The organism is Rhizobium mongolense subsp. loessense (assembly GCF_900099775.1).
In the GTDB taxonomy this organism is placed as follows: Bacteria; Pseudomonadota; Alphaproteobacteria; order Rhizobiales; family Rhizobiaceae; genus Rhizobium; species Rhizobium loessense.
This window is the reverse complement of record NZ_FMTM01000001.1, coordinates 1-24031: the sequence shown is the minus strand read 5'-3', so window position 1 is coordinate 24031 and position 24031 is coordinate 1. Positions and strand designations below refer to the sequence as shown.

The following is a 24031-nucleotide window of genomic DNA, read 5'->3' as shown; positions in this document are numbered from 1 at the left end:
ATGCAGCCTTGTTTTCCATATCGAGACGCAGCGAAGTCGAACCCTTCCACGCCATGGACGTGCTCGCCGAGGCGACCAGACGGCGCGCAAGCGGTCATCCTGTCATTTCAATGGCGGTCGGCCAGCCTTCCCATCCAGCCCCGCAGGCAGCGCTCGATGCGGCACGCGCAGCGCTCGTCAAGGGCAGGATCGGCTATACCGACGCACTCGGCACCGCACGGCTGAAGCAAGCGCTCGCTGCGCATTACCGCGACCGCCACGGACTTGACATAGACCCGCTGCGGATCGCCGTCACCACCGGCTCGTCTGCAGGTTTCAACCTTGCCTTTCTTTCGCTCTTCGATGCCGGCGATGCGGTGGCGATCGCCAGGCCCGGCTATCCGGCCTATCGCAACATCCTCGGCGCGCTCGGCTTGAAAATTATTGAAGTGCCGGTGACGGCCGAGACGCATTTCACGCTGACGCCGGAAAGCCTGGAGGCGGCGCAGCGAGAAGGCGGCGTCAGGCTGAAAGGCGTGCTGCTCGCAAGCCCGGCCAATCCGACGGGCACGGTGACGGGCAGGGAAGCGCTGAAGGCGCTCGCCGATTATTGCGCCGCCAACTCGATCGCCTTCATCTCCGACGAAATCTACCACGGGCTGACATTCGCCGGCGAGGAGACGAGTGCGTTGGAGCTAACCGGCGAGGCGATCGTCATCAACTCCTTCTCGAAATACTATTGCATGACCGGCTGGCGCATCGGCTGGATGGTGCTGCCGGAGCGTCTGGTCCGGCCGATCGAGCGCGTGGCGCAAAGCCTCTACATCTCGCCGCCGGAGCTTTCCCAGATCGCTGCGACGGCGGCGCTCAACGCAACGGTGGAGCTCGATGTCTATAGGGCAAGCTATGCCAGGAACCGCGATTTCCTGATACGGCGTCTTCCCGAGATCGGGCTTTCGATCGCTTCGCCCATGGACGGCGCCTTCTATGCCTATGTCGACGTCACCCGCTTCACCAATGACAGCATGGCCCTCGCCAAGCGCATGCTGGCGGAAATCGATGTCGCCGCCACGCCCGGCTTCGACTTCGATCCCATGGAGGGAAACCGGACGATGCGCATGTCCTATGCGGGCTCCGAGGCCGAGATCGCCGAGGCGGTGGAGCGCATTGCCGTCTGGCTAAAATAGAGTCTGATTTCCGATGCTTGTCGAGGATTTCGAAAGGATTCTTGAAAGTACTTGAATCAAAATATTCGCAATCCTGGTCTCGCGTTCCACTCGGACGGGGCGCTGGAATTTACCGCGTTGAAGTGAAGTATATGGCTTTTCGGGCGTCGAGACGCCATGCCAGGTCGCCCATTAATGCCAAGCTGGTGTTGACAATAGGGTGGCCGGACGCACCCGCCGCCCATCCGAACTCGCTGCTGTGCGGTCAGGAGGAACAAGCTCGCTGCAAGCTCAACGGCTTCTTCGAATATCTGCCCGTCGCCCACGATCGCATCCAGCGACATCCCCATATGATGCTCGGCGGCAGTCATGAGAATAACGCCCGCACCGGCCATCACGCATTCGAGAATTGGCAACTGGTTAGTGCCTTGAACAGCCGGCAGGAGCCTCCAAACCCGACCTCTAATCACCATTATAAGCGAAAACAGCAGCAGCGCAGCCGCGATCGGCGTAACGGCATCGCTGTACCAAAGCAGCCTGCTGGCTTGATACATGGGAGCGTGTTCTGAAAAATGTGTCGGCGCATGGAAGACGGCAGCCCGGCTCAATTCGCGAGCGACGAGAATGAACCAAACCGGCATTAGAGAAATCCATAATGCCTTCCAAGCTCCGCTCGTCCGTGAGGCCAAGATACCTGCTTGCACGAATCCGACGGCACAGGCGGCCACTTGCAGGTTTTTGAACGAACCGTTCTCCCAGCCCATTTGCTGTGGCAGCACGAATGAAAGGGGATAGGCCAATACAAATACTGTAAACGCCAAAAGCCGAAATGGCCAAATAGATGGAATCACTTTCAGACAGGATGCGTTTTGCGCGTGGGGCGTGGCGGATGTTGACAATCATAAAGCGGCCAGACCTCGCCAGAGCCTGTCGCGACATCGTTCGTGCAACCGGACGAGCAGATAAAAAAATCCGGCCGCATTGCCGCAGCCGGATTGTGGCTTCATGATCCTGGATCGGCTTCTCAGAAGAAGCCGCGGCGTTGCCACCAGCCGGCTTTTTTCGGCTTGCCGTCATTGTCGGCCTCGGCGGGCTCGCTACGCGTGGATTTGACCGTCGGGGTCGCCGAAGAGGAGATGTTTGATTCGCGGTTGGCGCGGACCGGCTTGGCTTCGTCCTCTGCCGGGATCGCGAGATCGGCGGAGGCTTCGGCCGTTTCGGCTTCCGCTTCCGCAGGTAGGGCTTCGGCAACCGGTTCTTCGACGGGAGACGCGGCGGTCTTGCGGCGGCTGCGACCCTTGGCGGGCTTTGCTTCAGTGACAAAAGCGCCGGCCTCGACGGCTGCCATCGCCGGCAGGCCATCGCCGGCTTCTTCAGCAATGGCCTCGACGATTTCAGCCTGCGTTTCGGCCTCATCCCCGGCATCAGCGACGTTTTCGTCGACGGCTTCAGCGCCGGCGCTTACTTCTTCGCCTTCCTCCCGGTTGCGACGCCCGCCACGTTTGCCGCGGCGGCGGCGTTTGCGGCGCTGGGATTCTTCGCTTTCAGCTCCCGTTTCGGAGGTTGCTGCTGCGGCGGCTGTATCATCGCCCTCGCTACCCTCCTCGTCGCCTTCATCCTCGTTGCCGGTTTCGCCGGAAACGGTATCCTGGGCGGCGATCTGCTCACCGGCACCATTGCGGCCACGGCGGCGGCGGCGGCGCTTGCGCTTCCGGCCGCCTTCGCCATCACCTTCAGCGCGCAGCTGGGGCGCGCGCTCGGGGGCTGCGGGCCTTTCTTCAAGTTCCTCGTCTTCTTCCTCCTCCGTCTCGATGACGATATCTTCGTCGTCATCGTCAGGGATGGCTGCGAAGTTGAAGAGGGTTTCGATCTTGACCGGATTTTCGACCGGTTCGCCGCGATCGATCGCGAAATGCTGCGAGCCGACCGCGCTATCGGCATCGACGACAATCGCGACGCCGAAGCGGGTTTCATAATCGACGATCGACTGGCGCTTGTGGTTGAGCAGGTAGAGCGCGATTTCCGGCGTGGTGCGCACGGTGATGTCGTGCGTCGTGTTCTTCAGCAGGTATTCCTCGATGCCGCGCAGCACATGCAGCGCGACGGAGGACTGCGAGCGCACATGGCCGGTACCGCCGCAATGCGAGCAGACCTGGGTCGTGGATTCAAGCACGGAAGCGCGGATGCGCTGGCGGGACATTTCAAGCAGGCCGAAATGCGAGATGCGGCCGACCTGGATGCGGGCACGGTCGTTCTTCAGGCATTCCTTCAGCTTCTTCTCGACGGCGCGGTTGTTGCGCTTCTCTTCCATGTCGATGAAGTCGATGACGATAAGACCGGCAAGGTCACGCAGGCGAAGCTGGCGGGCGACTTCATCGGCAGCCTCGAGATTCGTCTGGAGTGCGGTGTCCTCGATCGAATGTTCACGCGTCGAGCGGCCGGAGTTGACGTCGATCGAAACGAGCGCTTCCGTCTGGTTCATGATCAGGTAGCCGCCGGACTTCAGCGTCACCTGCGGCTGCAGCATGCGGTCGAGCTGCGCCTCGATGCCGGAGCGCGAGAAGATCGGATGGATGTCGCGGTAGGGTTGAACGACCTTGGCGTGGCTCGGCATCAGCATCTTCATGAAGTCTTTCGCTTCACGATAGCCTTCCTCGCCGGAAACGATGATCTCGCTGATGTCCTTGTTGTAGAGGTCGCGGATCGAGCGCTTGATGAGCGAACCTTCCTCGTAGACGAGGCAGGGGGCGGTGGATGCGAGCGTCAGCGTGCGGACGTTTTCCCAAAGGCGCATCAGATATTCGAAGTCGCGCTTGACCTCGACCTTGGTGCGGTTGGCGCCCGCCGTGCGCAGGATCACGCCCATGCCCTGCGGGACTTCGAGCATCCGGGCGATTTCCTTGAGACGCTTGCGGTCCTGCGGATTGGTGATCTTCCGGGAAATGCCGCCGCCGCGAGCCGTGTTCGGCATCAGAACCGAGTAGCGGCCTGCGAGCGAGAGATAGGTGGTGAGCGCCGCGCCCTTGTTGCCGCGCTCTTCCTTGGCGACCTGCACAAGCAGGATCTGGCGGCGCTTGATGACTTCCTGAATGCGGTACTGCTTGCGCGGCTTGCGCTGCACGCGGTCCGGAACCTCTTCCATCGCATCTTCGGCACCGACGGATTCGATCACTTCCTCTTCGTGGTCGTCGTCGTCATCGTCGTCATTGCCGCGGCGGCGGGAATCGACGTCTTCGGAGATCGAGTCGGTCTCGACAGCCGCAGCGATGCTGCCGCCGACAGGGCCTTCGTCATCATTGTCGACGACGGAGGCGGAAGGTGCTTCGACATCGGTCGGGACGGCATCTTCGGTTGCGGTGGTTTGGACGGGCTTCTTGCGGCTGCGGCGCGGCTTGGCCTTCTTGGCCGGAGCCTCTTCGGCGGCCGGAGCGCTTGCTTCAACCGGAGCGGCGTCTTCGGAAACCTCTTCGGCGGCCGGCTCCTGCTTCTCCACGATGCCGATGTCGGGCTGATCCTGGGTCGACAGGTCGCTCACTGGCGCGGTTTCGACATGCTCGACATCGTCGTCGCGGCGGTGCTCCTCGGCCTCGGCGCGAAGCAGAGCCTGACGGTCGGCCAGCGGGATCTGGTAATAGTCGGGATGGATTTCGGCAAACGCCAGGAAGCCGTGCCGGTTGCCGCCATAATCGACGAAAGCGGCCTGCAGCGAGGGTTCGACTCTCGTTACTTTAGCGAGATAGATGTTGCCGCGTATCTGCTTCTTGTGCTGCGACTCGAAGTCAAATTCTTCTATACGGTTCCCGCGAACGACAACGACACGTGTCTCTTCCTCGTGAGACGCGTCGATAAGCATTTTGTCTGCCATGTAAGGTGTGCTCCTCGGCGCAGCCGCAGACGCGTATTCCCGCCTGTATTGATAACAGGGGGCATGCGGTCGAACGTGGGTGCGCCGGATAATGAAAGTCGCGCTTGGTTCGGGCGGGACAGCAGCAGCCAGGCAACAGCGGGGAAATCATTCTCCCGGGGCCTGTAGACTTTGGATAAAACCTGCTGCGAAACCATTATGACCAAGCGAGATCGACAATACTTAAGACCCCTTGGGGTCCGATGAGTTTGCTCCTCAGAGCGTTTGGTGGCTATCCACCGATGAAGTTTCCGCATACGCCGGAAAATTCAGGATCCAGTTTACCGTGGAGAGAAGCGCGTAAGACGGCGGACGATTGCCGGTTGTGGCGCCAGGTCCTCGTGGGGTTGGCAGCCGCGCGGCGACTCTATCCCGTCAACACTTTCTAACCTGAAAATCGTTGTATGGTTTCTCTGTCACAATAGCAAGGGAAAAGCCAAATGCGCCATAATATTGATGGATTTCGAAACGCATAGACAATGGGGGAATTAGCGGTCCTGATTCGGCAGCGGCGTACAAGCACTGAATGCCGGGCGGTGCGTGCATTAGGCCGCAAGGATCCATTGCAATGACAGATAGGGTGTGCGGTCGATTGTTGAAGAGGGTGCGGCCCGCAGCGGGGGAATCCGGCAAGCGGAAGATGAGATTCGTAGGCATGCTCGCAGCGGCGGCGGTTTCGCTCCAGGCCATCATCGCGCTTGCCGCCGATCCGAAGAAGCCCGAAGCGTTGCTTGCCTATGGTGCCCGCATCATCGGCGACGATGCCCGTACCCGCGTTGTCATCGATTTCGACCGGCAGCCGAGTTTTTCGGTCCATTATATCGCCAATCCCGAGCGCATCGTCGTCGATCTGCCGGCGACCGCTTTCGGATTCCAGGCCAAGGATCTGGCGGCGAGGGGGCTTTTCAAGGACATCCGCTACGGCACGATGGACGAAGGCAGCGCCCGCATCGTGCTGAGCGCCGTCAAGCCGGTGAAGCTGGCGACGGCCAAGGTGCAGGCGGATGAGGATGGCAGGGGCTACCGCCTCGTGCTCGATGCCGAGATGACCGGCAAGGAGGAGTTCGCAGCCCTCGTCAAGGCGCAGTCCTGGAGCGATCCGGCAGACCGTCCGCAGCCGGCGAACGCCATGCCGGCGCCCGAGGCGGCAAAGCCCGGCGATTTCATCATCGCCGTCGACGCCGGCCATGGCGGCATCGATACCGGCGCGATCGGTGTCGATACCAAGACCGAGGAAAAGCAGGTGACGCTCGCCTTCGCCAAGGCGCTGACCGACCGGCTGAACCGCGAGCATGGCATCAAGGCGTTCCTCACCCGCAGCGGGGATGAATTCCTGTCGCTTGCCGAGCGCGTGCAGATCGCCAGGCAGAACCATGCTGGCCTCTTCATCTCGCTGCACGCCGATACGCTGAAGCAGAAGGATATCCGCGGCGCGACGGTTTATACGATCTCGGACAAGGCCTCCGACAAGCTTGCAGCCGATCTTGCCGAGCGCGAAAACCTGTCCGATCAGATCGCCGGCAAGGAAACCGCCGCCGAACCGCCCGAAGTGGCCGATATCCTGCTCGACCTGACGCGCCGCGAGACCCAGGCCTTCTCGATCTCGCTGGCCGAAAGCGTGCTCGGCTCCTTCAAGGATCAGATCAGTACGATCAACAATCCGCATCGGCATGCGGGCTTCCAGGTTCTGCGGGCGCCGGATGTGCCCTCGATCCTGCTCGAACTCGGCTTCCTCTCCAACGCGGAAGACGAAAAGCTGCTGCTCGACGAGAAATGGCGGGTGAAGATCGCCGATCTGTTGACCGACGCCGTCAAGCGCTACCGCTCCTCCGTGGTTGCCAATGGCGGCTGAGTGGCTGAGATGTGACACCCGCGGCGAAAGCAAAGCGGAGCATGTGAATGGGGCAGGGGAGCCCTATTTTGCTCACATTCAGGCCGTTACTCGCCGCTATGTTTTCGACAGGCGGGTTGGACGGCTTGTCGCGATGGCGCTCATGGAGTAAGCCCGCGGGACGTGCAAATCGCCCGCTTCCATGCAAATATAGCGCCTGCGCCGATTGAAAATTTGGAATACCGGTAGCTCAATATGATCAGACTTCTTGGATATTTCTTCGGAATTGCTTGCGTCCTGTTTCTCGGCGCTGCTGCCGTCGTTGCCGTCTACCTGGCAAACGTCGCGAAGGATCTCCCCGATTACGCCGTCCTGAACAGCTATGCGCCGCCGGTCACCACCCGCGTTCATGCCGGAAACGGCGCGCTGATGGCCGAGTATGCCAAGGAGAAGCGTCTTTTCCTGCCGATCCAGGCGATCCCGGATCGCGTCAAGGCAGCCTTCCTTTCGGCCGAAGACAAGAATTTCTATAACCATCCCGGCGTCGACTTGAGCGGCCTTGCGCGCGCCATCGTCGTCAACCTGCAGAATTTCGGTTCCGGCCGCCGTCCGGTGGGCGCCTCGACGATCACCCAGCAGGTGGCGAAGAACTTCCTCCTGACATCCGACCAGACGATCGACCGCAAGATCAAGGAAGCGATCCTCTCCTTCCGCATCGAGCAGGCCTACAGCAAGGACAAGATCCTCGAACTCTATCTGAACGAGATCTTCTTCGGCCTGAACTCCTACGGCATCGCCGGGGCAGCGCTCACCTACTTCAACAAGTCGGTCACCGAACTGACCGTCGCCGAAGCCGCCTATCTCGCCTCGCTGCCGAAAGGCCCGGCGAACTATCATCCCTTCCGCCATCCGGATGCCGCGGTGGAGCGCCGCAACTGGGTCATCGACCGCATGGTCGAAAACGGCTATGTGAGCCAGAGCGACGGGGCGGAAGCCAAGAAGCAGCTGCTCGGCGTGACGGCCCGCAGCAACGGCCCCTCGCTCTTTGCTTCGGATTACTTCGCCGAGGCTGTTCGCCGCCAGCTCATCGGCCAGTATGGCGAAAAGGCGCTTTACGAAGGCGGCCTTTCGGTCCGCACCTCGCTCGATCCGCAGATGCAGCTTGCCGCCCGCAAGGCGCTGCAGGACGGCCTGACGACCTACGACGAACGCCGCGGCTTCCATGGGCCGCTGAAGACGATCGACACCACCGCCGATTGGGGCAAGGCGCTCGCGGAAATCCCAGCACTCTCCGATGTGCCCGAATGGCGCCTCGCCGTCGTGCTTGCCGTGTCCACCGAAAGCGTCGACATCGGTCTCCAGCCTGCCAGGGACGGCGCCGGAAAGGCTGCCGCCGAGCGCGAGCATGGCACGATCGAGGCGAAGGACATGCAGTGGGCCTACCGCTCCTCCAGCGGCGAGCGCAAGACGGCCAAGTCGCCGGAAGGCGTGCTTTCGCCGGGCGACGTCGTCTATGTCGAGCGGCTGGGGGGCGAAGGCTCGACCTCCTATCGTCTTCGCCAACCGCCGAAGGTTCAGGGCGGCCTCGTTGCCATGGACCCGAAGACCGGCCGCGTTCTTGCGATGGCAGGCGGTTTCTCCTATGGGCAATCGGAATTCAACCGCGCGACGCAGGCGATGCGCCAGCCGGGCTCCTCGTTCAAGCCGTTCGTCTATGCAGCGGCCATGGACAACGGCTATACGCCGGCCTCGGTGATCATGGACGCACCGATTGAGGTCTTCTCCGGCGGCCAGGTCTGGAGGCCGGAAAACTACGGCGGTGAGTTCAACGGTCCGTCGACGCTGCGCTCCGGCATCGAGCACTCGCGCAACCTGATGACCGTGCGCCTTGCCAATGACCTCGGCATGAACATCGTTGCCGAATATGCAGAGCGCTTCGGCATCTACGACAAGATGCCGGCGCTGCTTGCCATGTCCCTCGGCTCCGGCGAGACCACCGTGTTGCGCATGGTTTCGGCCTATTCGGTGATTGCCAACGGCGGCAAGCAGATCAAGCCGACGCTGATCGACCGCATCCAGGACCGCTACGGCAAGACGATTTTCAGGCATGAGGAACGCCTCTGTGACAGCTGCAATGCCGGCGACTGGCAGAACCAGGAAGAGCCGAACATCGTCGACAACCGCGAGCAGGTTCTAGACCCGATGACGGCCTATCAGATCACCTCGATGATGCAGGGCGTCATCACCCGCGGCACTGCGGCCGGCAAGATCGACCTCGGCGGGCGCGACGTGGCCGGCAAGACCGGCACCACCAACGACGAGAAGGATGCCTGGTTCGTCGGCTTCACGCCCGACCTCGTGGCCGGCCTCTACATGGGCTTCGACAATCCGGCGCCGCTTGGCCGCGGCGGTACGGGCGGCGGCCTCTCGGCCCCGATCTTCAATGAATTCATGCAGGCGGCCGTCAAGGACATGCCGGAATCTAAATTCGTTATCCCGCAGGGCATGAACCTGATCCCGATCGACCGCAAGACCGGCATGGCGGCGATGGAGGGCGATCCGAACACCATCATCGAGGCTTTCAAGCCCGGCACCGGCCCGGCCGACAGCTTGTCCGTCATCGGCATGGACAGCACCATGGCGCCGGAGGAAATCCTGAAGACTTCGCCGCAGGCGAACCAGGCCGTGCAGTCTGGCGCAGGCGGCCTCTACTGAACAATCCTCGTATGATGCGGCGGCCGCGGCTCTTTACATCCGCGGCCGCCGCAACTATTTGACGGACCAACTCAAGACCAACGCAAAGAAGCAGGAAAATGCGAGCGGAAATCGAAAACGTAGTCGATGAAACCAAGCAGGCTATCACCCTGCTGAGGAGGCATCTTTGACTGGGACCAGGCGATAAGACGGCTGGACTGGTTGAACAACAAGGCAGAGGACCCGAATCTGTGGAACGATGCTGCCGAAGCTCAGAAGCTGATGCGCGAGCGCCAGCAGCTCGATGACGGCATCAACGGCGTGAAGCAGCTCGAACAGCAGCTGAACGACCATGTCGAACTCATCGAGATGGGTGAGGAAGAGGGCGATGAAAGCATCGTCAAGGAGGCCGAGGCCGCGCTGAAGAGCCTGAAAGCCGAGGCCGCGCGCCGCCAGGTCGAAGCCATGTTATCCGGCGAGGCCGATGCCAACGACACCTATCTCGAAGTGCATTCGGGCGCCGGCGGCACCGAAAGCCAGGACTGGGCGAACATGCTGCTTCGCATGTACACCCGTTGGGCGGAACGCCAGCGCTTCAAAGTTGAGCTTCTTGAAGTCCATGACGGGGAAGAGGCGGGCATCAAGTCCGCGACGCTGCTCGTCAAGGGACACAACGCCTATGGCTGGCTGAAGACGGAATCGGGCGTGCACCGGCTCGTGCGCATCTCGCCCTATGACAGCAATGCGCGCCGCCACACGTCCTTCTCGTCGATCTGGGTCTATCCGGTGGTCGATGACTCTATCAACATCGAGATCAACGAAAGCGACTGCCGCATCGACACCTATCGCTCGTCGGGCGCGGGCGGCCAGCACGTCAACACGACCGACTCGGCAGTGCGCATCACGCACATCCCGACCGGCATCGTCGTCGCCTGCCAGCAGGAGCGCTCGCAGCACAAGAACCGCGCCAAGGCCTGGGACATGCTGCGCGCCCGCATGTATGAAGCGGAACTGAAGAAGCGCGAAGAGGCAGCAAGCGCCGAAGCGGCGTCCAAGACCGAGATCGGCTGGGGCCACCAGATCCGCTCCTACGTGCTGCAGCCCTATCAGTTGGTCAAGGACCTGCGCACCGGCGTTTCGAGCACGGCACCGGGCGATGTGCTCGACGGCGACCTCAACGAGTTCATGGAAGCAGCACTTGCGCACCGCATCAGCGGCAAGCCGGACGCTGTCCTCGAAGACGTTGATTGAGATTGCAGGGAGAACCGTCAGAGACGGTGAGCCTGACTTGAACTTGTGGAGCCCGGCTTAGCACCTAAATCCGCCTGCAGCAGGTGGTTGCAAGCGGCTTGGCGTGTGCGCGCCAAGCCGCTGGCAAACGATCATCAAGATGATGTGCCGATGGAAAACACTGCCTTACCTTCCAATCTAAGGGCAGTTGTATCTCAACACGAGTGGAAGAAGGACGAACTGGGATGTTCGTCTGCAGAGGTGTTCAGGCTCGCAGAAGGTGGCCGGACGCGGTTTTTCCTGAAAGGCGAAATTGCTGGTCCTTTTGCGGAATTGCCGTTGGAGGCGGAGCGTCTACTGTGGCTTGGCGAGCAAGGACTGCAGTGCCCAAGCGTCGTCGCCCTGGAAAGCCATGAGGGTAGAAACTGGCTGCTGCTGAGCGCGCTCCCGGGAAGCGACCTGGCTTCGTCCAAATTGACCACAGATAGGCAGCGCATCGAGATCCTGGCTGCCGCGATACGGCGATTGCACGAACTTGATCCGCAAACCTGCCCTTTCGACCACAGGCTGACAGCTCGTTTGAGGCTTGCCAAGGCGCGGATGGAAGCGGGAGCCGTAGACGAGAGTGATTTTGATGAAGAGCGGCAAAACGCAACCGCTGCGAGCCTTTTTGCATATCTGGAAGCCAACCAGCCTGACGTCACCGATCCCGTCGTTGCCCACGGCGACGCCTGTTTGCCGAACTTCATGACGCATGAAGGGCAATTCAGTGGGTATGTCGACTGCGGCCGTCTGGGCGTTGCGGATCGATACCAGGATATTGCGCTGGCACTGCGAAGCATCCGATACAATGTCGGGCAAGCGTGGGTTCGGCATTTCCTCGATTGTTATGGGCTTTCCGGCATCAGCGACGCGAAAGTCGCCTACTATATGGTGCTGGACGAGTTCTTTTAATTCGCGCAGATGCCGCCTTGCGACCAAACCGGCCGAGCGTTCGAGCCTTTGACCAGTTGAAGGTCTTCGGCACCCCCGGCCTTCATGACTGATTATTGGGGATCTTGGTCGGATGCTCTGAAGTGATGTGGAACGGGATATCAGCCAGATCGGAGGCAATTCCGTTCAGTTCGATCAGATCGGAGATTGCAGCGAGAGCCTTCTCGTTTCGCGACAGAAAGTGGCGGGCCAGCGACTGTTGCATGGCGACAACACCGGCTGATCTCTTTCCGCTGCCGGGTTGAATCGGTCGCGGTTGTCCGCAATGCTTAGGCTCTAATTGGTCCGATCCCCGGGGAGACTGACATGAAAGCGAACCTGTCCAACCAGAAAGGAAACATCGACCACAAGGACATTCGGCTTCATGCACACTCAGTTCCCCCGCGCGAGGAAAAGCCCACCGCGCCATAACCGCTTCCTGAAGTTCTTCCGCGACTATCCAAGCAACGCCGACCGCGACCGGCGCCGCTTGCGCATGCGCAAATTCCTCTCTTACTATCGCCCGCACCTGCCTTTGCTGCTGGCGGATCTGGTCTGCGCGATCCTCGTCGCCGGTACGGCGGTGGCGCTGCCGCTCTGCGCCAATTTTGTCACGAGCCGCCTTCTGGCTCTGCCCAACATGCCGGAGGCCTACGAGCAGATCCTTGCCGTCGGCGCCTTCATGCTTGCCATCCTGGCGATCCAAACCGTTGCCATCTTCTTCGTCGATTATCAGGGGCACGTGATGGGCGCCCGTATCGAGGCCGCCGTCCGGCAGGAGCTCTTCGAACACTGCCAGAAGCTCTCGTTCAGCTTTTTCGACCGCCAACGCACTGGGCAGTTGATGAGCCGCATCACGAACGATTCCCTGTGGCTGGGCGAGCTCTTCCACCACGGCCCAGAGGACCTCTCCATCGCCGTACTCAAATATGGCGGCGCCATGCTGGTGCTGTTCTTCATCGATCCACTTTTGGCCAGCCTCATCCTGCTTCTCACGCCGGTGGCGGCGGCTTATGCTCTGCATTTCAACCGGCGCATGAACCGCGCACTGGAAGCGAGCAAGCGGCAGATCGCCGCCGTCAACGAACGCGTGGAGGACGCACTGGCGGGCATTCGCGTCGTCCAGTCCTTCGCCAACGAGGCGCTGGAGCAGGAGCGCTTTGCCAAGCTGAACCGGCGGTTTCTGCAGGGGCGCGCCGACGGCTACCGCAGCGAGGCCTGGTTTTCGGTGGGCACCGAAACTTTCGCTCAACTCATCACCATACTTGTCATCGTGATCGGAGGGCTGCGCATCCTGGCGGCTGAGCTGTCCGTGGCGGACATCCTCACCTTTCTGCTTTGCGTGGCGGTGCTGGTCGATCCGATGCAGCGGCTCGCCAATTTCGTGCGCCTCTGGCAGGAGGGTTACACCGGCTTCGTTCGGGCCATGGAGATCCTGGAGATAGCACCGGACGTCTTCGACCGCCCGGCTGCCCGTCCCATGCCGGCTCCAAGGGGTGAGATCAGTTTTTCCGACGTCGTCTTCGGCTATGAGTCCGAAGGCCCCAAGGTGCTTAAGCGGCTCTCGCTCACGATTGCGCCGGGCGAGTTCGTGGCCTTGGTTGGTCCCTCAGGAGTGGGCAAGAGCACGCTTTGCGCGCTCATACCGCGCTTCTACGATGTGCAGGCGGGGGCGATCCGCATTGACGGTACCGACATTCGCGACGTGACGCTGGCCTCACTGCGGCGACACGTCGGGGTGGTGCAGCAGGACGTCTATCTCTTTGCCGGCACGGTGGCGGAAAATCTTCGCTACGGCCGGCCCGACGCGACCGATGCCGAGGTCGAGGCCGCCGCCCGTGCCGCCAACGCTCACGACTTCATCGCGGCTTTGCCGAATGGCTACGCGACCGATATCGGCCAACGCGGTGTCAAGCTTTCGGGGGGCCAGCGGCAGCGCCTCACGATAGCGCGCGCCTTCCTCAAGGATCCGGCGATCCTGATCTTCGACGAGGCAACCAGCGCGCTCGACAACGAGAGCGAACGGGCGGTTCAAAAGGCGCTGCTCAATCTCGCGAACGGCCGCACCACCCTGGTCATCGCCCATCGTCTCTCCACCGTCCGCCATGCCGACCGCATCCTGGTGCTCACAGCCGATGGCATCATCGAACAAGGCACCCATAACGACCTCATGGCGCAGAAAGGCATCTATGCCAACCTGCACAGCGTGCAGGCAAGCATTTGACCACTGGCCCGCCGCAACGGCGGCGGGCCAGAAGTCCAAAAGCGGACGGAGCGGGTTCGGGCCGTCTTAAGCCGGCCTGTCTCCACGAGGCGAGGGACGCATGGCAAGGGCGCGGCCTTGGACGGCGATGGCGATCGCGACGGCGGTCAGAGCCGCCGCGACGGCGAAGGTGACCTGCATGCCGGTCGCAACGGCTTCGGGACGTGCCGTCGTGATATCGGCCGTCATCGCGGCAACGGTGAACACGGCGCCCATGACGGACGCGCCGGTGATGAGTCCGAGATTGCGTGACAGGCTGAGCAGACCCGAAACGACGCCCCGCCGATCGGCGGGGATGTCCATCATGACGGCGGTGTTGTTGGCTGCCTGGAACAACTGATAACCCGGGGTCAGGATGGCGATGGCGGCAATGTAGCCGGCAAGGCCGAATATTGCCGGAAGCACGGATAGGGCAACTGCACCGACGGCCATTTCGATAAGCCCGACGATGACCACGAAAGATGCGCCCAGACGATCGACAAGACGGCCAGCCGGGGTGCCGGTCAGCGCCGAGACAACCGGGCCAATCGACATGATTATTCCAACAAACGCCGCGTTGAGCCCGAGCGCACCGGACAGATAGAACGGGCTCACCACCAGCGTCGCCATCATTATCGTCGAGACGAGGGCGTTCATGGCGAGGCTGGCGCTGAACTCCGAATTGCGGAATGCTGCCAATGGGATCAAAGGCGATGCCACCTTCGCCTCGGTGAAAACAAGGAGTGCGATGCCTGTGAGTGCAGCCATCAGGAGCATCGCATTCAGCGTGCCGAAATGGCCGCGCCCTATCGTCATGGCGAGAGCATAAGCGGCGAGGGCGCCTGCAAGCAGCAGCGTGCCCAGAGCGTCGAAGCCAGGGCGGCCCGTTTTCAGTGTATCGCGGTCGGCGGGCAGGAAACGGTGGGCGAGAAAAAAGGCCAGCAGACCGAGCGGGATATTGACGAGAAAGATTGCCCGCCAGCCGAGCCAGGCGATCGCAATGCCGCCAAGCGACGGACCGAGCGCGGTACCGATTGCCGACATCGCTCCGAGCAGCCCGATGGCGCTGCCGGTTCTTTCCTTGGGGACCGTCTCGCCGACGAACGCCATGGTAAGAGCCATCAGGACGGCGGCGCCGAGGCCCTGCGCGGCCCGGGCGGCAATCAGCCACCAGAGCGAGGGCGCAAGGCCGCAGAGCACCGAGGCGACAGTAAATACGACCAGCCCCGCCAGGAGAACCCGTCGGCGCCCGGCAAGGTCGCCCAGCCGTCCGACGCCGACGATCAGGATCGTGATCGCCAGGAGGTAGGCAAGGATGACCCACTGCACCTGTTGGAATGGTGCGGCGAACACCTGAGCCAATGTCGGCAATGCGACATTGGCAATACTGGTGCCGAGCGAAGATAGCAGCATGGATAGGCAAAGGCCGGCAAGCGCCCATCTGACCGAGGTTGCCGGGGTTATGCCATCGTGGGTGGCGTCATCTGTGCAGGAGGTCATCGGCACTTTCCCTTCAGGCTTTTTGACGCCCCGGCGTGCGCGGTGCGACCACGAAGACGACAGAGGCAAATCGGACCGATATCATGAAGAGCTACTCCAAAATTGCCGCTGGACAGAGATAGCTCGCCGCCTGACAGGGCGGAAGGTGCATCATATGCATCTCATTCGTGCGTTTGACGCCATGTGATCTTGTACCGACCGTGCTATGGTCACTGCATGTCGCATCCCGATCTCAATCTGCTTATCACCCTTAATGTGCTTCTGACGGAATGCAGCGTCGCCGGCGCCGCCAAAAGGCTGCGGCTAAGCCCGTCTGCGATGAGCCGCGCGCTGGCGCGATTGCGGGAAGCGACCGGCGATCCGCTATTGGTTCGGGCCGGACGCGGCCTTGTTGCGACGCCGCGGGCGCTCGAGCTGCGCGAGCGCGTCGGCCGGCTCGTGCAGGAGGGCGAAGCCGTTCTGCGTCCCGTCGAGACCCTCGACCTGACTCGGCTTTTGCGGACATTCACGCTCAGAAACCAGGATGGCTTTGTCGAGAATTTCGGACCTGATCTCATTGCACGCGTCGGCGAACAGGCGCCGGGCGTGCAGTTGCGATTCGTACCAAAGCCGGACAGGGACAGCGCGCCGCTGCGCGACGGCAGCGTTGACCTGGAAACGGGTGTCGTCGGAAAAGCCATGGGGCCGGAGCTGCGCGCGCAGGCGCTGTTCCGAGACCGCTTCGTCGGCGTTGTCCGCATGGGACATCCGCTGTGCGAGGTTGCGATGACGCCTGCGGTTTACGCTGCCGGTCGGCATATCCTCATCTCGCGGCGCGGGCTCGACAGGGGACCGATCGATGACGCGCTTGAGCCATTCGGCCTGAAACGGGAGATCGTAACGGTTGTTGGCGGCTTTTCGGAAGCTCTGGCTCTGGCGCGTGCCTCGGATCTGATCGCCAGCGTCCCCGGACGCTATACGGGAAACCTGCGTGACGGGATGTTCTCTTTCCCCCTGCCGGTTTCGCCGCCCGACATTACGATCTCGCTGTTGTGGCACCCGCGGACGGACGCCGATCCGGCGCATCGCTGGCTGCGCGAGTGCGTTCGGGAGGTTTGTGCGGGCAGGTCGCCGGTTCGAGCAGTCAGTTCGTCGCCTTCTCGATGGTGATCTCGCCGAATTCGTCGATCAGCACGGTCCAGCCCTCGGATTCGGCATTCGGATCGGTCTTCAGGTAGACCGTGGCGAAGAGGCCGGGCTGCTTGCCCATGCCCGTGGAACTTTCCGGACGGATATCGGTGACATAGGGTTTGAGCTGCGTGAACTCGTGCAGCTCGACGCTGGAGACGATTTCCGGGCCGCTGTCGGCCTGCGCGATTTGCTGCAGGTAGATTTTCGACGTCTTGTCCGGCTGGCGGACGGAAAAGAGCTTGTAGTAGCCGTGGCGCGGCTGAGGTTCCGCTTTTGCCGGATCGCTTGCTGCGCCCGGCGCACGCTCGATCGCGATATCCGCGCGGCTTTCCTCCCAATAGCCGGTGCTGGTTGCAAAGATCACGGTGGGCGGAAGGATCGTGTCGGCCGGCGTGACAGCCTTCGCAAGGGCTGCGGGGCCGGTGATGAGCGCTGCGGCAAGAAGAGCGGTTCGAAGCTGCATGGCCTCAATCCTCGAATTGTTCGGCAAGAATGCGATCCGACCAAGAGCGGTCCGGATCGGAAAGGATGCGCGCTGTCATGTGCTCAGACTGGGCGATGCGGATATGCAGCACGGACTTGACCTCGGCATTGTCGGCAACCGCATTTACGGGCCGCTTTTCGGCCTCCAGAATATGGATGTCGACCGTCACCTTGTTCGGCAGCAGCGCGCCGCGCCAGCGGCGCGGGCGGAAGGCGCTGACCGGCGTCATGGCAAGCAGCGGGGCTTCCAGCGGCAGGATCGGGCCGTGGGCCGATAGATTATAGGCGGTGGAGCCCGCGGGCGTTGCCACCATCAGGCCATCGCAGATCAGTTCGGCGAGACGCACGTGCCCGTCGACCTCGACGCGCAGCTTGGCGGCCTGGTAGGACTGACGGAAGAGCGAGACTTCGTTGATGGCAAGTGCCGTGGAATTGGTGCCGTCGGCGTTGGCCGTCGTCATCTGCAGGGGATGGAAGGCATTCTCGACGGCCGCGCAGATGCGGTCCTGCAGTTTCTCGGTGCGATAGTCGTTCATCAGGAAACCGACAGAACCGCGGTTCATGCCATAGACGAGTTTGCCGGAATTCATGGTGCTGTGCAGCGTCTGCAGCATGAAGCCGTCGCCGCCGAGCGCCACGATGACATCGGCTTCCTCGGCGGGAACCTCCCCATAAAGGCGAATCAATTCTTCCCGCGCGGCAAGCGCCTCTGTTGCCGAGGAAGCGAGGAAACAAAGCGTCTGAAATGAACGGCCCATGTGATGCCCTTTATGATCTTCGCCTAGCTAAAGGATAAAGGGCTTATGCGACAAGATATTTTGCGCGCAAGCAGACACTGCCGCCTTCGCTGTGGGATGCCGAAGAGGCGATGGCGGCTGCTATTTCTGTTCTCTCGTTCCCGGCGCTGCTTCGCGCTGATCGATGTCTTCCAGGTCGGATTCGACGATGTGGACATCGCCGTGGAGGCGGGCCTCGTCCTTCAGAGCGGGCTCTTTCGCGCGTTCATCGGGCTCGATTTCCCCAAAACGGCGGTCCCGCGCTCGATTGATGTCCTCCGGCTTGATATCGAGCGAGCCCTCGTGCGGATGGCCCATTCCGGAAGCCAGCCCGCGGGCGGCCTGCAATTTGGCTTCCTCGCGACGCTCGGCAGCGGCGGCGGTGTCCGAGCAGCGTGCATCATCCGTGCCGGAATCAAAGCGATTGTCCTGACCTAGCATGTCGATCTCCTACTGTGACTATGCCCCACTGTGACTGGCTCCTAGTTTGACCGGTCGATGGCGTGGGGAGCGGGCCGACCTGGCGTGTCGGACGGCTGGAAATAGCCGGCGCTCTCGGCGACAAGAACGGCGGCAAGCGCCAGCGCGATGGCGACTGCCCAAGCATACCGCCGGCTCATCGCGATGCCTCATGCGGCGGCTTTTCGTAGAGTTTCCGCACCTTGCGGTCCTGAGTGTCCTGCTCACTGCGCGAGAGCTTGCGGTTTGTGAGCATGCCGTAGGCGATCGCGCAGCCGAGAAGGAAGGCGCCGCCGGCGATAGCGAAGAGCCAAAGATACTCCGCAACCATGCTTCGATCCTCCCTGACGATTCGAACCGGTGGACGGCGGATTTGTTCCGTTGCGGCAGCAGCAAGACCGGAAGTGATCGGCCGGCGGGGCGTGCGGCTGCAGATTTTCAGGAACGGTAGGGCGGCCGTCAGGCGCTCCGGCGGAACGAAGCCGCGTAGCGATCCGCTGCGCGTTCGATGCTGTCGAGGGTATTCATGAGATCGACCATATCGCAGGCCTCCGCCCACTGCATGCCGCAGATCGGGATACCGTCCAGGGCGGCTGGCCGCATTGTCATTCCATCAACAACAAGCCAGCGATCATCGGCTTCATGCCGGAGATTATACCGTCGCATCACCTCTCTCCCGTGGCGACCATATCACAGTTTAGAAAGAGCGCGAATACGCCTGGTCAATCGATGGATAGCGAATGCAGGGCCGGTCAGTGCACGGATTGCTCGGTATCGTCCAGAAACGAGCGAATGCCGTCGCGGGCGATTGTCGCCAGGAATTCGTCAAACGCCTCTCGGTCGGTCGCGAACGGTTCGTCCCAGCGGATGAGGTCTTCCTCCTGCGTCACGACTTCCATCGACCAGTCCTCGTTGGAGCCGGCTGTCCGGAAGATATCAACGAGCACGGTAACGCCGTCCTCGGTGAATTCGCCGGCGAGTTCCGAGTGTTCGAGTTTCGGCTTTTTAGGCATTCGATATCGCAATCCATAATTGTCATAGCGTACACGAGCGAGGTACTTTCACGTGCGCCTGGTGGATTTGTCAAGGAAACAGCCATTCAAAGCCACGCCGCGGTCCGGTTGCGCCGGGTTTCCCAAGAAGACGGAACTCTCTTGGCCGCGTGTCGTTGTTCCCATGTCACCACCCAGCCAATGGAGCGGCAAAATGAGCAAGACGGACGTCAAAAAGCTAGTGAAGCGGGCCGAACGCCAGGTCGAAAACACCAGCGCCGGCGGCCATCTCGGCGGCACCTATTTCGGCCAGCAACCAGACGGAAAGACGGCATCCTCGACCAACAGCGAGGCACGCAAGTCACGCTCGAACGACGGCAGCAACTGACGAAGAGTTGGAAACCTGCCCTCGGCAGACGATTCGATCGAGGCGTCCGTTGCGCGGGCGCTTGGGACCGTGCGCCAGAAAATGGTGATGCAAATGGTGCCCGGCAGGGTTCGAACCCGCGACCCCCTGTTTCCAAATCAGGATGGAAAGCCTTATTCTACAGTGCCTCTGCGGCGTCATGCGCCATTTGTGCCTCATCGCCGAAAATAGGGAGGAATCTGATCCATTGCATTGCGTTTGTGTCGCTTGGAAACATCCGGTCACCGCGGCTCGTCGCGGCGGCCAGTGAGGGGTGACGGCGAACGTCTGGACAGTCTTCGGTTTCATGCCGACCCCGATATATGGGCCAGTCGCAAAGTGGCCCGTTGCGTGCCAGTGGAAAGCCAAACTTCCTGTCGTCCTTTTTTGCCTTGCTGGCGGCAGCGGAGCGGCCGGAACTCGCGCTCCCTTGGAATGATCTTGTGATCAAGGAATCCGCCCTTGGAGTTCGGAAACACAAGGTCATCAGCTTCGGAGTTCTTGGCCGCGTCCTACCTTCAAAGCCGGCCAGCATCGCTGACGACAACGGCATTGCCGAATGCCTGCTAATGCCTTCGTTGTGTCCTCATTCTTGCAGGCGTCGACACGCTCACTTTCGAGTGGCCGACGGTTCTTTCCTCGGCGCGATTTGCACCCCGGCCGGTGAGCGGCGTGTTTCGATCCCGGCGCTATGCGAAGATCACCACGGCGCCCGCCGACCATCCGGCGGTTTTTTCTTTACAGCCTCATCAAAAAAAGACCGCCCCGATCTGCGAGGCGGTCAATGCGGATTCGATATCCGCCGACGACGGTGAGAGAGGGGTGAGAGACACCGAAGTCGATAGCAGCTTGGCGCAGCTGATCGCCTCTGTGGTTGGGGGTGTTGAGGCGATGGAGCAACATAGCAATGGACCGCGCCTCCCGACATTATACGTTGGTTGCCTCAAGCTAGACCCTTGGTATGCGGCGCCCTGTTTCTTATGCGTCGCCATGCGCCATTCATGTTCCAACGAATCCCCGCTACTTTCGGGAAATGCTTGGAAACATGACAATTCTGGTTAAATCATTGGCGCATGAAAAACCCGCCAACAAAGGGCGGGATAGCATCAAGTCACTGATTTATTAACGAATATATGGTGCCCCCGGCAGGGTTCGAACCCGCGACCCCCTGATTACAAATCAGGTGCTCTACCAACTGAGCTACAAGGGCAATGCGTGCCAACTAGCAGATTCTTCCGGTCTGTAAAGAAAAATCCGGCCTGGGCGCGATTTCGTGATCGATCATAGACCCAATCCCTCTCCATTTCATGAATAAAAGCTGAAGCAGTGATTCAGGAGGAGTTCAGGGCAGGAGGCGCAGATTTCGCCCACCTTCATCAAGGAGATGAGAAATGAGAATTGCACGTTTTGCCATTGCAGCGCTTCTGTCGATCGGATCGGCCGTCGTTGCCGTCGAGCCCGTGGTTGCCGCTCCCGTATATGCACCCGTTGCCTCCGCCGAGAAGAGCGACGTCGTGAAGGTGCACTACCGTGATCATCGCCGCTATGGGCGTCATTCGTGGCAGTATGAACGCCGTTACTGGCGCCATCATCCGTATGCCTATGAGCGCCGCCACTACCGACCTTGGCGCGCCGAACGGAGGTGGAGGGACCGTCATTACTGGCGTCATCACCACCGGCCGGACTACGTGTATTTCCGCATCGACCTATGATCGCCCACTGGCTTGTTGACGCCGGCTTCGTGTGGCCGGCCCTTAAAAGGGCAGCATCATCGGGTTACCGAGAATGGCGCTGCCGGAGCAGCCGTCGATCAGCAAACGCGATGCCGCCGGTGGGGTTCCCGGCGGCTATTGCGCAGGTGGTGTCGGTGTGGGCGCCGGCGTCACAGGCGCCAGAGGATCCGGCTGGCGCGTCGGCTGGGTGGGATCGACCCATATAATACTGAGAATGATCGCGACGAAGACTGCGATGAACAGGATGCCGAACATGAGGGGCCGGATTGCCATGCCGGGTATTTTCCTTCTCTCTTGCTGTTGCACTCTCTTTGCTGCTGGTCCGGCGAACCTTGGGCCCACCATTCGTTCATTTTGAGACGCCCGCTTATTTCTTCAGATGAAGCCGGGCGGCATACATCGCGATCGCAGCTGCATTCGAGACGTTCAGCGATTTGATCGCGCCCGGCATGTCGAGCCGCGCAAGCGCGCTGACGGTCTCGCGCGTCTTCTGCCTGAGGCCCTTGCCTTCGGAACCGAGGACGAGCGCAACCTTCTCGCCTGAGAACGTGCCTTCGATCGGTGCCGGTCCTTGGGAATCGAGGCCGATCGAGAAGAAGCCGAGCCGGTGCAATTCACCGAGCGCATCGGCAAGATTGGTGATCTGTATATAAGGAATGAGTTCGAGCGCGCCGGAAGCCGATTTCGCAAGCACGCCCGATTCGGTCGGGCTGTGTCTTTGCGTGGTGATGACGGCGCCTGCATCGAAGGCGACGGCCGAGCGCATGATGGCCCCGACATTGTGCGGATCGGTGACCTGGTCGAGCACCAGGAGCAGCGGGCTGTCCTTCAGCGCCTCCAGGCGCCGGACGGGCAGGGGGCGGGTCTCAAGCATCACGCCCTGGTGGATCGCATCGGGGCCGAGCACCTTGTCGATATCCTGCGGCGAGACGATTTCGACCGGAATGCCGAGCTGCCCGGCATCGATTTCGAGGCGGGCGAGCGCATTCTGCGTCACCGTCAGCTTGACATTTTTCCGCAAGGGATTTTCGATTGCGGCGCGCACGGTATGCAGGCCATAAAGATAGACCTGGTCGGCCGCAAGCGCCGGCGCCTTCCAATCCTCGCCGCCGCGTTTGCGCTTCTGCGGAGGAGGCGTCGGAATTTCGCCGCGCTCGCGCTTGGCATCGCGGTGGGCACGCCGCAAAGTGGCGTAGTGCGTATCCTTGGGGGACTTGTCGGTTGCGGGCTTGCCGCCAGATTTGTTGTCTTTGCTCATGCGGCTTTATAACGGCGGTGCTTCACCGCGCATAGGGTTTCTTTGCCGGCGGCGGCTTTCAACAGGCGATGAAATTTTTCGTATTTTTTCTATTGTCTTCATGTTGACATGGGCAAATGCTCCGGTCATATACGCGGCGCAGATCGAGGGGCGGTAACGCTCCTGGGTCTTCGAGCTTGGTTACGATCCAGACGAAAAACTGGAGAGATGCCCGAGTGGTTAAAGGGGACGGACTGTAAATCCGTTGGCTCAGCCTACGTTGGTTCAAATCCAACTCTCTCCACCATTCGTCACTTGGATCGGACCACCCCGCGGGTATAGCTCAATGGTAGAGCAGCAGCCTTCCAAGCTGAATACGCGGGTTCGATTCCCGCTACCCGCTCCAAGCTTTTCAATCCTTCGGCAATGCCGCGCATCCCGCGCGCTTTTTTTGGCCGTGCCTTCAAAGGCGCAAAATTTCTGTTTGAATGGCGCGGATACTGCTGCTTAACTGACCGCCATTGAGAGGTGCCATGCGAAACGTGATTATGGCCGCAGCATTTTTGCTTCCCTCGGCAGTCCTTGCCGCCGAGGCCGTGGAAGTCAGGGCTCGCGACCACAGCTGTGGCGAACTCGCGCAGTTTATCCGGCAAAACAAGACGGTATTTGTCCGAATCGGCATCGGCGGCCGCAGCTTCCGCTATCCGCCGGCGCGCTGCAGGCTCGGGGACAAGCGTTCGACGACCAGTATGCGGGATGCCGGCGGAAATCTCTGCGTTCTCGATTATGCCTGCGTCTATGACGCAGAGTCTTTTTATAACAAGATCCCGAACTAGGGTTGGATCTAAGCCACGCCACCGACCGCCAAAGTTCGCAGCGCTCGCGCTCGTATGGGAATTGCAGGGACGAGGGCAGCCTCAACGACGTGCCTGCGCGATCACGCATTCGATACCGCTGCCCGCTCCATATTTTCACCTTGGTTTCAACGATTTTCGCCGGGTTCCGAGCGAATCGTCTTGCTCGGCGCGAATTGTCTCCCATATGCGCCTGCAAGCCAAGAATGGCGTTCGCAATTAGGTCTTGCGCAATCCCGCCGAAAGCCTTAAACGGCGGCACTAAACCGGCTCGCCGGGGTCACCCATTTCGTTCACAGGAAGCATTCAAATGGCAAAGAGTAAGTTTGAGCGCAACAAGCCGCACGTTAACATCGGCACGATCGGCCACGTTGACCACGGCAAGACGTCTCTGACGGCGGCG

Annotated in this window: 24 protein-coding genes and 3 tRNA genes; 14 read left to right on the top strand and 13 right to left on the bottom strand. The window is 61.2% G+C overall.

Annotated features, from left to right (window positions below; genetic code table 11):
• Positions 1–8: 8 nt before the first annotated feature.
• Complete coding sequence (locus BLP23_RS00115) at positions 9–1166, top strand: pyridoxal phosphate-dependent aminotransferase (RefSeq protein ID WP_092583036.1); 1158 nt, start codon at positions 9–11, stop codon at positions 1164–1166.
• A 41-nt stretch (positions 1167–1207) separates the two neighbouring features.
• Complete coding sequence (locus BLP23_RS32950; protein WP_139187022.1) at positions 1208–1714, top strand: hypothetical protein; 507 nt, start codon at positions 1208–1210, stop codon at positions 1712–1714.
• A 455-nt stretch (positions 1715–2169) separates the two neighbouring features.
• Here the strand turns inward: BLP23_RS32950 and BLP23_RS00105 are convergent, their stop codons facing one another.
• Positions 2170–5010 carry an Rne/Rng family ribonuclease gene (locus BLP23_RS00105; RefSeq protein ID WP_092583034.1) on the bottom strand — a complete coding sequence of 947 codons (2841 nt, stop codon included), beginning with the start codon at positions 5008–5010 and terminating at the stop codon, positions 2170–2172.
• Between the two features lie 679 nt (positions 5011–5689).
• Between BLP23_RS00105 and BLP23_RS00100 the strand changes: the two genes are divergently transcribed.
• From BLP23_RS00100 to BLP23_RS00085, 4 genes are all read left to right on the top strand, one after another.
• The gene (locus tag BLP23_RS00100) at positions 5690–6901 is read left to right on the top strand and encodes an N-acetylmuramoyl-L-alanine amidase (protein ID WP_407691759.1); all 1212 of its coding nucleotides are present in this window, start codon (positions 5690–5692) and stop codon (positions 6899–6901) included.
• Positions 6902–7135: 234 nt separating this feature from the next.
• Complete coding sequence (locus BLP23_RS00095) at positions 7136–9595, top strand: penicillin-binding protein 1A (protein ID WP_092583032.1); 2460 nt, start codon at positions 7136–7138, stop codon at positions 9593–9595.
• A 98-nt stretch (positions 9596–9693) separates the two neighbouring features.
• A protein-coding gene (prfB, locus tag BLP23_RS00090) for a peptide chain release factor 2 (protein ID WP_139187021.1) occupies positions 9694–10825 on the top strand; the annotation gives its coding sequence in 2 pieces (ribosomal slippage) (positions 9694–9762 and positions 9764–10825; 1131 coding nt in all).
• Between the two features lie 150 nt (positions 10826–10975).
• Positions 10976–11758 carry an APH(3') family aminoglycoside O-phosphotransferase gene (locus BLP23_RS00085; RefSeq protein ID WP_092583030.1) on the top strand — a complete coding sequence of 261 codons (783 nt, stop codon included), beginning with the start codon at positions 10976–10978 and terminating at the stop codon, positions 11756–11758.
• Between the two features lie 82 nt (positions 11759–11840).
• On the opposite strand, the gene BLP23_RS33505 is transcribed toward BLP23_RS00085, so the two are convergent.
• Entirely contained in the window at positions 11841–12002 is a 162-nt protein-coding gene (locus BLP23_RS33505; protein ID WP_167363809.1) for a hypothetical protein, read from the bottom strand.
• A gap of 159 nt (positions 12003–12161) precedes the next feature.
• On the opposite strand from BLP23_RS33505, the gene BLP23_RS00080 reads away from it, so the two are divergent.
• Positions 12162–14000: an ABC transporter ATP-binding protein gene (locus BLP23_RS00080; RefSeq protein ID WP_092583029.1), complete on the top strand. Its 1839-nt coding sequence runs from the start codon at positions 12162–12164 to the stop codon at positions 13998–14000.
• A 66-nt stretch (positions 14001–14066) separates the two neighbouring features.
• Here the strand turns inward: BLP23_RS00080 and BLP23_RS00075 are convergent, their stop codons facing one another.
• Positions 14067–15518: an MFS transporter gene (locus BLP23_RS00075; RefSeq protein ID WP_092583028.1), complete on the bottom strand. Its 1452-nt coding sequence runs from the start codon at positions 15516–15518 to the stop codon at positions 14067–14069.
• Between the two features lie 216 nt (positions 15519–15734).
• Between BLP23_RS00075 and BLP23_RS00070 the strand changes: the two genes are divergently transcribed.
• On the top strand, positions 15735–16667 hold the full coding sequence (locus BLP23_RS00070; RefSeq protein ID WP_092583027.1) for a LysR family transcriptional regulator: 933 nt from the start codon (positions 15735–15737) through the stop codon (positions 16665–16667).
• Here the strand turns inward: BLP23_RS00070 and BLP23_RS00065 are convergent.
• The 7 genes from BLP23_RS00065 to BLP23_RS00040 form a co-directional block, all read right to left on the bottom strand.
• The gene (locus BLP23_RS00065; protein ID WP_092583026.1) at positions 16642–17151 is read right to left on the bottom strand and encodes a hypothetical protein; all 510 of its coding nucleotides are present in this window, start codon (positions 17149–17151) and stop codon (positions 16642–16644) included. The genes BLP23_RS00070 and BLP23_RS00065 overlap by 26 nt on opposite strands.
• Before the next feature lie 4 nt (positions 17152–17155).
• Positions 17156–17929, bottom strand: coding sequence for an NAD kinase (locus BLP23_RS00060; RefSeq protein ID WP_074067519.1), 774 nt, complete (start codon positions 17927–17929; stop codon positions 17156–17158).
• Between the two features lie 120 nt (positions 17930–18049).
• Positions 18050–18388 (bottom strand): hypothetical protein, encoded by a 339-nt coding sequence (locus BLP23_RS00055; protein ID WP_092583025.1) that lies wholly within the window; start codon positions 18386–18388, stop codon positions 18050–18052.
• A 41-nt stretch (positions 18389–18429) separates the two neighbouring features.
• Positions 18430–18567, bottom strand: a complete 138-nt coding sequence (locus BLP23_RS33500; protein ID WP_167363808.1) for a hypothetical protein — start codon at positions 18565–18567, stop codon at positions 18430–18432.
• Complete coding sequence (locus BLP23_RS33495) at positions 18564–18737, bottom strand: hypothetical protein (RefSeq protein ID WP_092583024.1); 174 nt, start codon at positions 18735–18737, stop codon at positions 18564–18566. Before BLP23_RS33495 ends, BLP23_RS33500 begins: the two co-directional genes overlap by 4 nt.
• A 128-nt stretch (positions 18738–18865) precedes the next feature.
• Complete coding sequence (locus tag BLP23_RS00045; RefSeq protein ID WP_092583023.1) at positions 18866–19072, bottom strand: hypothetical protein; 207 nt, start codon at positions 19070–19072, stop codon at positions 18866–18868.
• Positions 19073–19158: 86 nt separating this feature from the next.
• Positions 19159–19419, bottom strand: coding sequence for a hypothetical protein (locus tag BLP23_RS00040; protein ID WP_092583022.1), 261 nt, complete (start codon positions 19417–19419; stop codon positions 19159–19161).
• A gap of 193 nt (positions 19420–19612) precedes the next feature.
• Between BLP23_RS00040 and BLP23_RS33490 the strand changes: the two genes are divergently transcribed.
• Positions 19613–19786, top strand: coding sequence for a hypothetical protein (locus tag BLP23_RS33490; RefSeq protein ID WP_022714902.1), 174 nt, complete (start codon positions 19613–19615; stop codon positions 19784–19786).
• A gap of 1152 nt (positions 19787–20938) precedes the next feature.
• Here BLP23_RS33490 and BLP23_RS00030 read toward each other — a convergent pair.
• Positions 20939–21014 (bottom strand) — tRNA-Thr (locus BLP23_RS00030).
• Between the two features lie 181 nt (positions 21015–21195).
• On the opposite strand from BLP23_RS00030, the gene BLP23_RS00025 reads away from it, so the two are divergent.
• A complete protein-coding gene (locus tag BLP23_RS00025; protein ID WP_092583021.1) occupies positions 21196–21516 on the top strand; it encodes a hypothetical protein in 321 nt (106 codons plus the stop codon).
• 135 nt (positions 21517–21651) lie between these two features.
• Here BLP23_RS00025 and BLP23_RS33485 read toward each other — a convergent pair whose 3' ends face one another.
• Together BLP23_RS33485 and rlmB are read right to left on the bottom strand one after the other, a co-directional pair.
• Entirely contained in the window at positions 21652–21810 is a 159-nt protein-coding gene (locus BLP23_RS33485; protein WP_167363807.1) for a hypothetical protein, read from the bottom strand.
• A 94-nt stretch (positions 21811–21904) separates the two neighbouring features.
• Positions 21905–22795 carry a 23S rRNA (guanosine(2251)-2'-O)-methyltransferase RlmB gene (rlmB, locus tag BLP23_RS00020; protein WP_092583020.1) on the bottom strand — a complete coding sequence of 297 codons (891 nt, stop codon included), beginning with the start codon at positions 22793–22795 and terminating at the stop codon, positions 21905–21907.
• 201 nt (positions 22796–22996) lie between these two features.
• On the opposite strand from rlmB, the gene BLP23_RS00015 reads away from it, so the two are divergent.
• The 4 genes from BLP23_RS00015 to BLP23_RS32945 form a co-directional block, all read left to right on the top strand.
• Positions 22997–23081 (top strand) — tRNA-Tyr (locus BLP23_RS00015).
• A 25-nt stretch (positions 23082–23106) separates the two neighbouring features.
• Positions 23107–23180, top strand: a tRNA-Gly gene (locus tag BLP23_RS00010).
• Between the two features lie 127 nt (positions 23181–23307).
• Positions 23308–23610 (top strand): hypothetical protein, encoded by a 303-nt coding sequence (locus BLP23_RS00005; RefSeq protein ID WP_092583019.1) that lies wholly within the window; start codon positions 23308–23310, stop codon positions 23608–23610.
• 328 nt (positions 23611–23938) lie between these two features.
• Positions 23939–24031 (top strand): GTP-binding protein (locus BLP23_RS32945; protein WP_018010120.1); only part of this gene is annotated, 93 nt, incomplete at its 3' end.

Coding starts and splice junctions, on each gene's coding strand:
- BLP23_RS00105 (WP_092583034.1), bottom strand. CDS start 5,010: ATGGCAGACAAAATGCTTATCGACGCGTCTCACGAGGAAGAGACACGT.
- BLP23_RS00100 (WP_407691759.1), top strand. CDS start 5,690: ATGAGATTCGTAGGCATGCTCGCAGCGGCGGCGGTTTCGCTCCAGGCC.
- BLP23_RS00095 (WP_092583032.1), top strand. CDS start 7,136: ATGATCAGACTTCTTGGATATTTCTTCGGAATTGCTTGCGTCCTGTTT.
- BLP23_RS00085 (WP_092583030.1), top strand. CDS start 10,976: ATGGAAAACACTGCCTTACCTTCCAATCTAAGGGCAGTTGTATCTCAA.
- BLP23_RS33505 (WP_167363809.1), bottom strand. CDS start 12,002: ATGCAACAGTCGCTGGCCCGCCACTTTCTGTCGCGAAACGAGAAGGCT.
- BLP23_RS00080 (WP_092583029.1), top strand. CDS start 12,162: ATGCACACTCAGTTCCCCCGCGCGAGGAAAAGCCCACCGCGCCATAAC.
- BLP23_RS00075 (WP_092583028.1), bottom strand. CDS start 15,518: ATGACCTCCTGCACAGATGACGCCACCCACGATGGCATAACCCCGGCA.
- BLP23_RS00070 (WP_092583027.1), top strand. CDS start 15,735: ATGTCGCATCCCGATCTCAATCTGCTTATCACCCTTAATGTGCTTCTG.
- BLP23_RS00065 (WP_092583026.1), bottom strand. CDS start 17,151: ATGCAGCTTCGAACCGCTCTTCTTGCCGCAGCGCTCATCACCGGCCCC.
- BLP23_RS00060 (WP_074067519.1), bottom strand. CDS start 17,929: ATGGGCCGTTCATTTCAGACGCTTTGTTTCCTCGCTTCCTCGGCAACA.
- BLP23_RS00055 (WP_092583025.1), bottom strand. CDS start 18,388: ATGCTAGGTCAGGACAATCGCTTTGATTCCGGCACGGATGATGCACGC.
- BLP23_RS33500 (WP_167363808.1), bottom strand. CDS start 18,567: ATGAGCCGGCGGTATGCTTGGGCAGTCGCCATCGCGCTGGCGCTTGCC.
- BLP23_RS33495 (WP_092583024.1), bottom strand. CDS start 18,737: ATGGTTGCGGAGTATCTTTGGCTCTTCGCTATCGCCGGCGGCGCCTTC.
- BLP23_RS00045 (WP_092583023.1), bottom strand. CDS start 19,072: ATGCGACGGTATAATCTCCGGCATGAAGCCGATGATCGCTGGCTTGTT.
- BLP23_RS00040 (WP_092583022.1), bottom strand. CDS start 19,419: ATGCCTAAAAAGCCGAAACTCGAACACTCGGAACTCGCCGGCGAATTC.
- BLP23_RS33490 (WP_022714902.1), top strand. CDS start 19,613: ATGAGCAAGACGGACGTCAAAAAGCTAGTGAAGCGGGCCGAACGCCAG.
- BLP23_RS00025 (WP_092583021.1), top strand. CDS start 21,196: ATGAGAATTGCACGTTTTGCCATTGCAGCGCTTCTGTCGATCGGATCG.
- BLP23_RS33485 (WP_167363807.1), bottom strand. CDS start 21,810: ATGGCAATCCGGCCCCTCATGTTCGGCATCCTGTTCATCGCAGTCTTC.
- rlmB (WP_092583020.1), bottom strand. CDS start 22,795: ATGAGCAAAGACAACAAATCTGGCGGCAAGCCCGCAACCGACAAGTCC.
- BLP23_RS00005 (WP_092583019.1), top strand. CDS start 23,308: ATGCGAAACGTGATTATGGCCGCAGCATTTTTGCTTCCCTCGGCAGTC.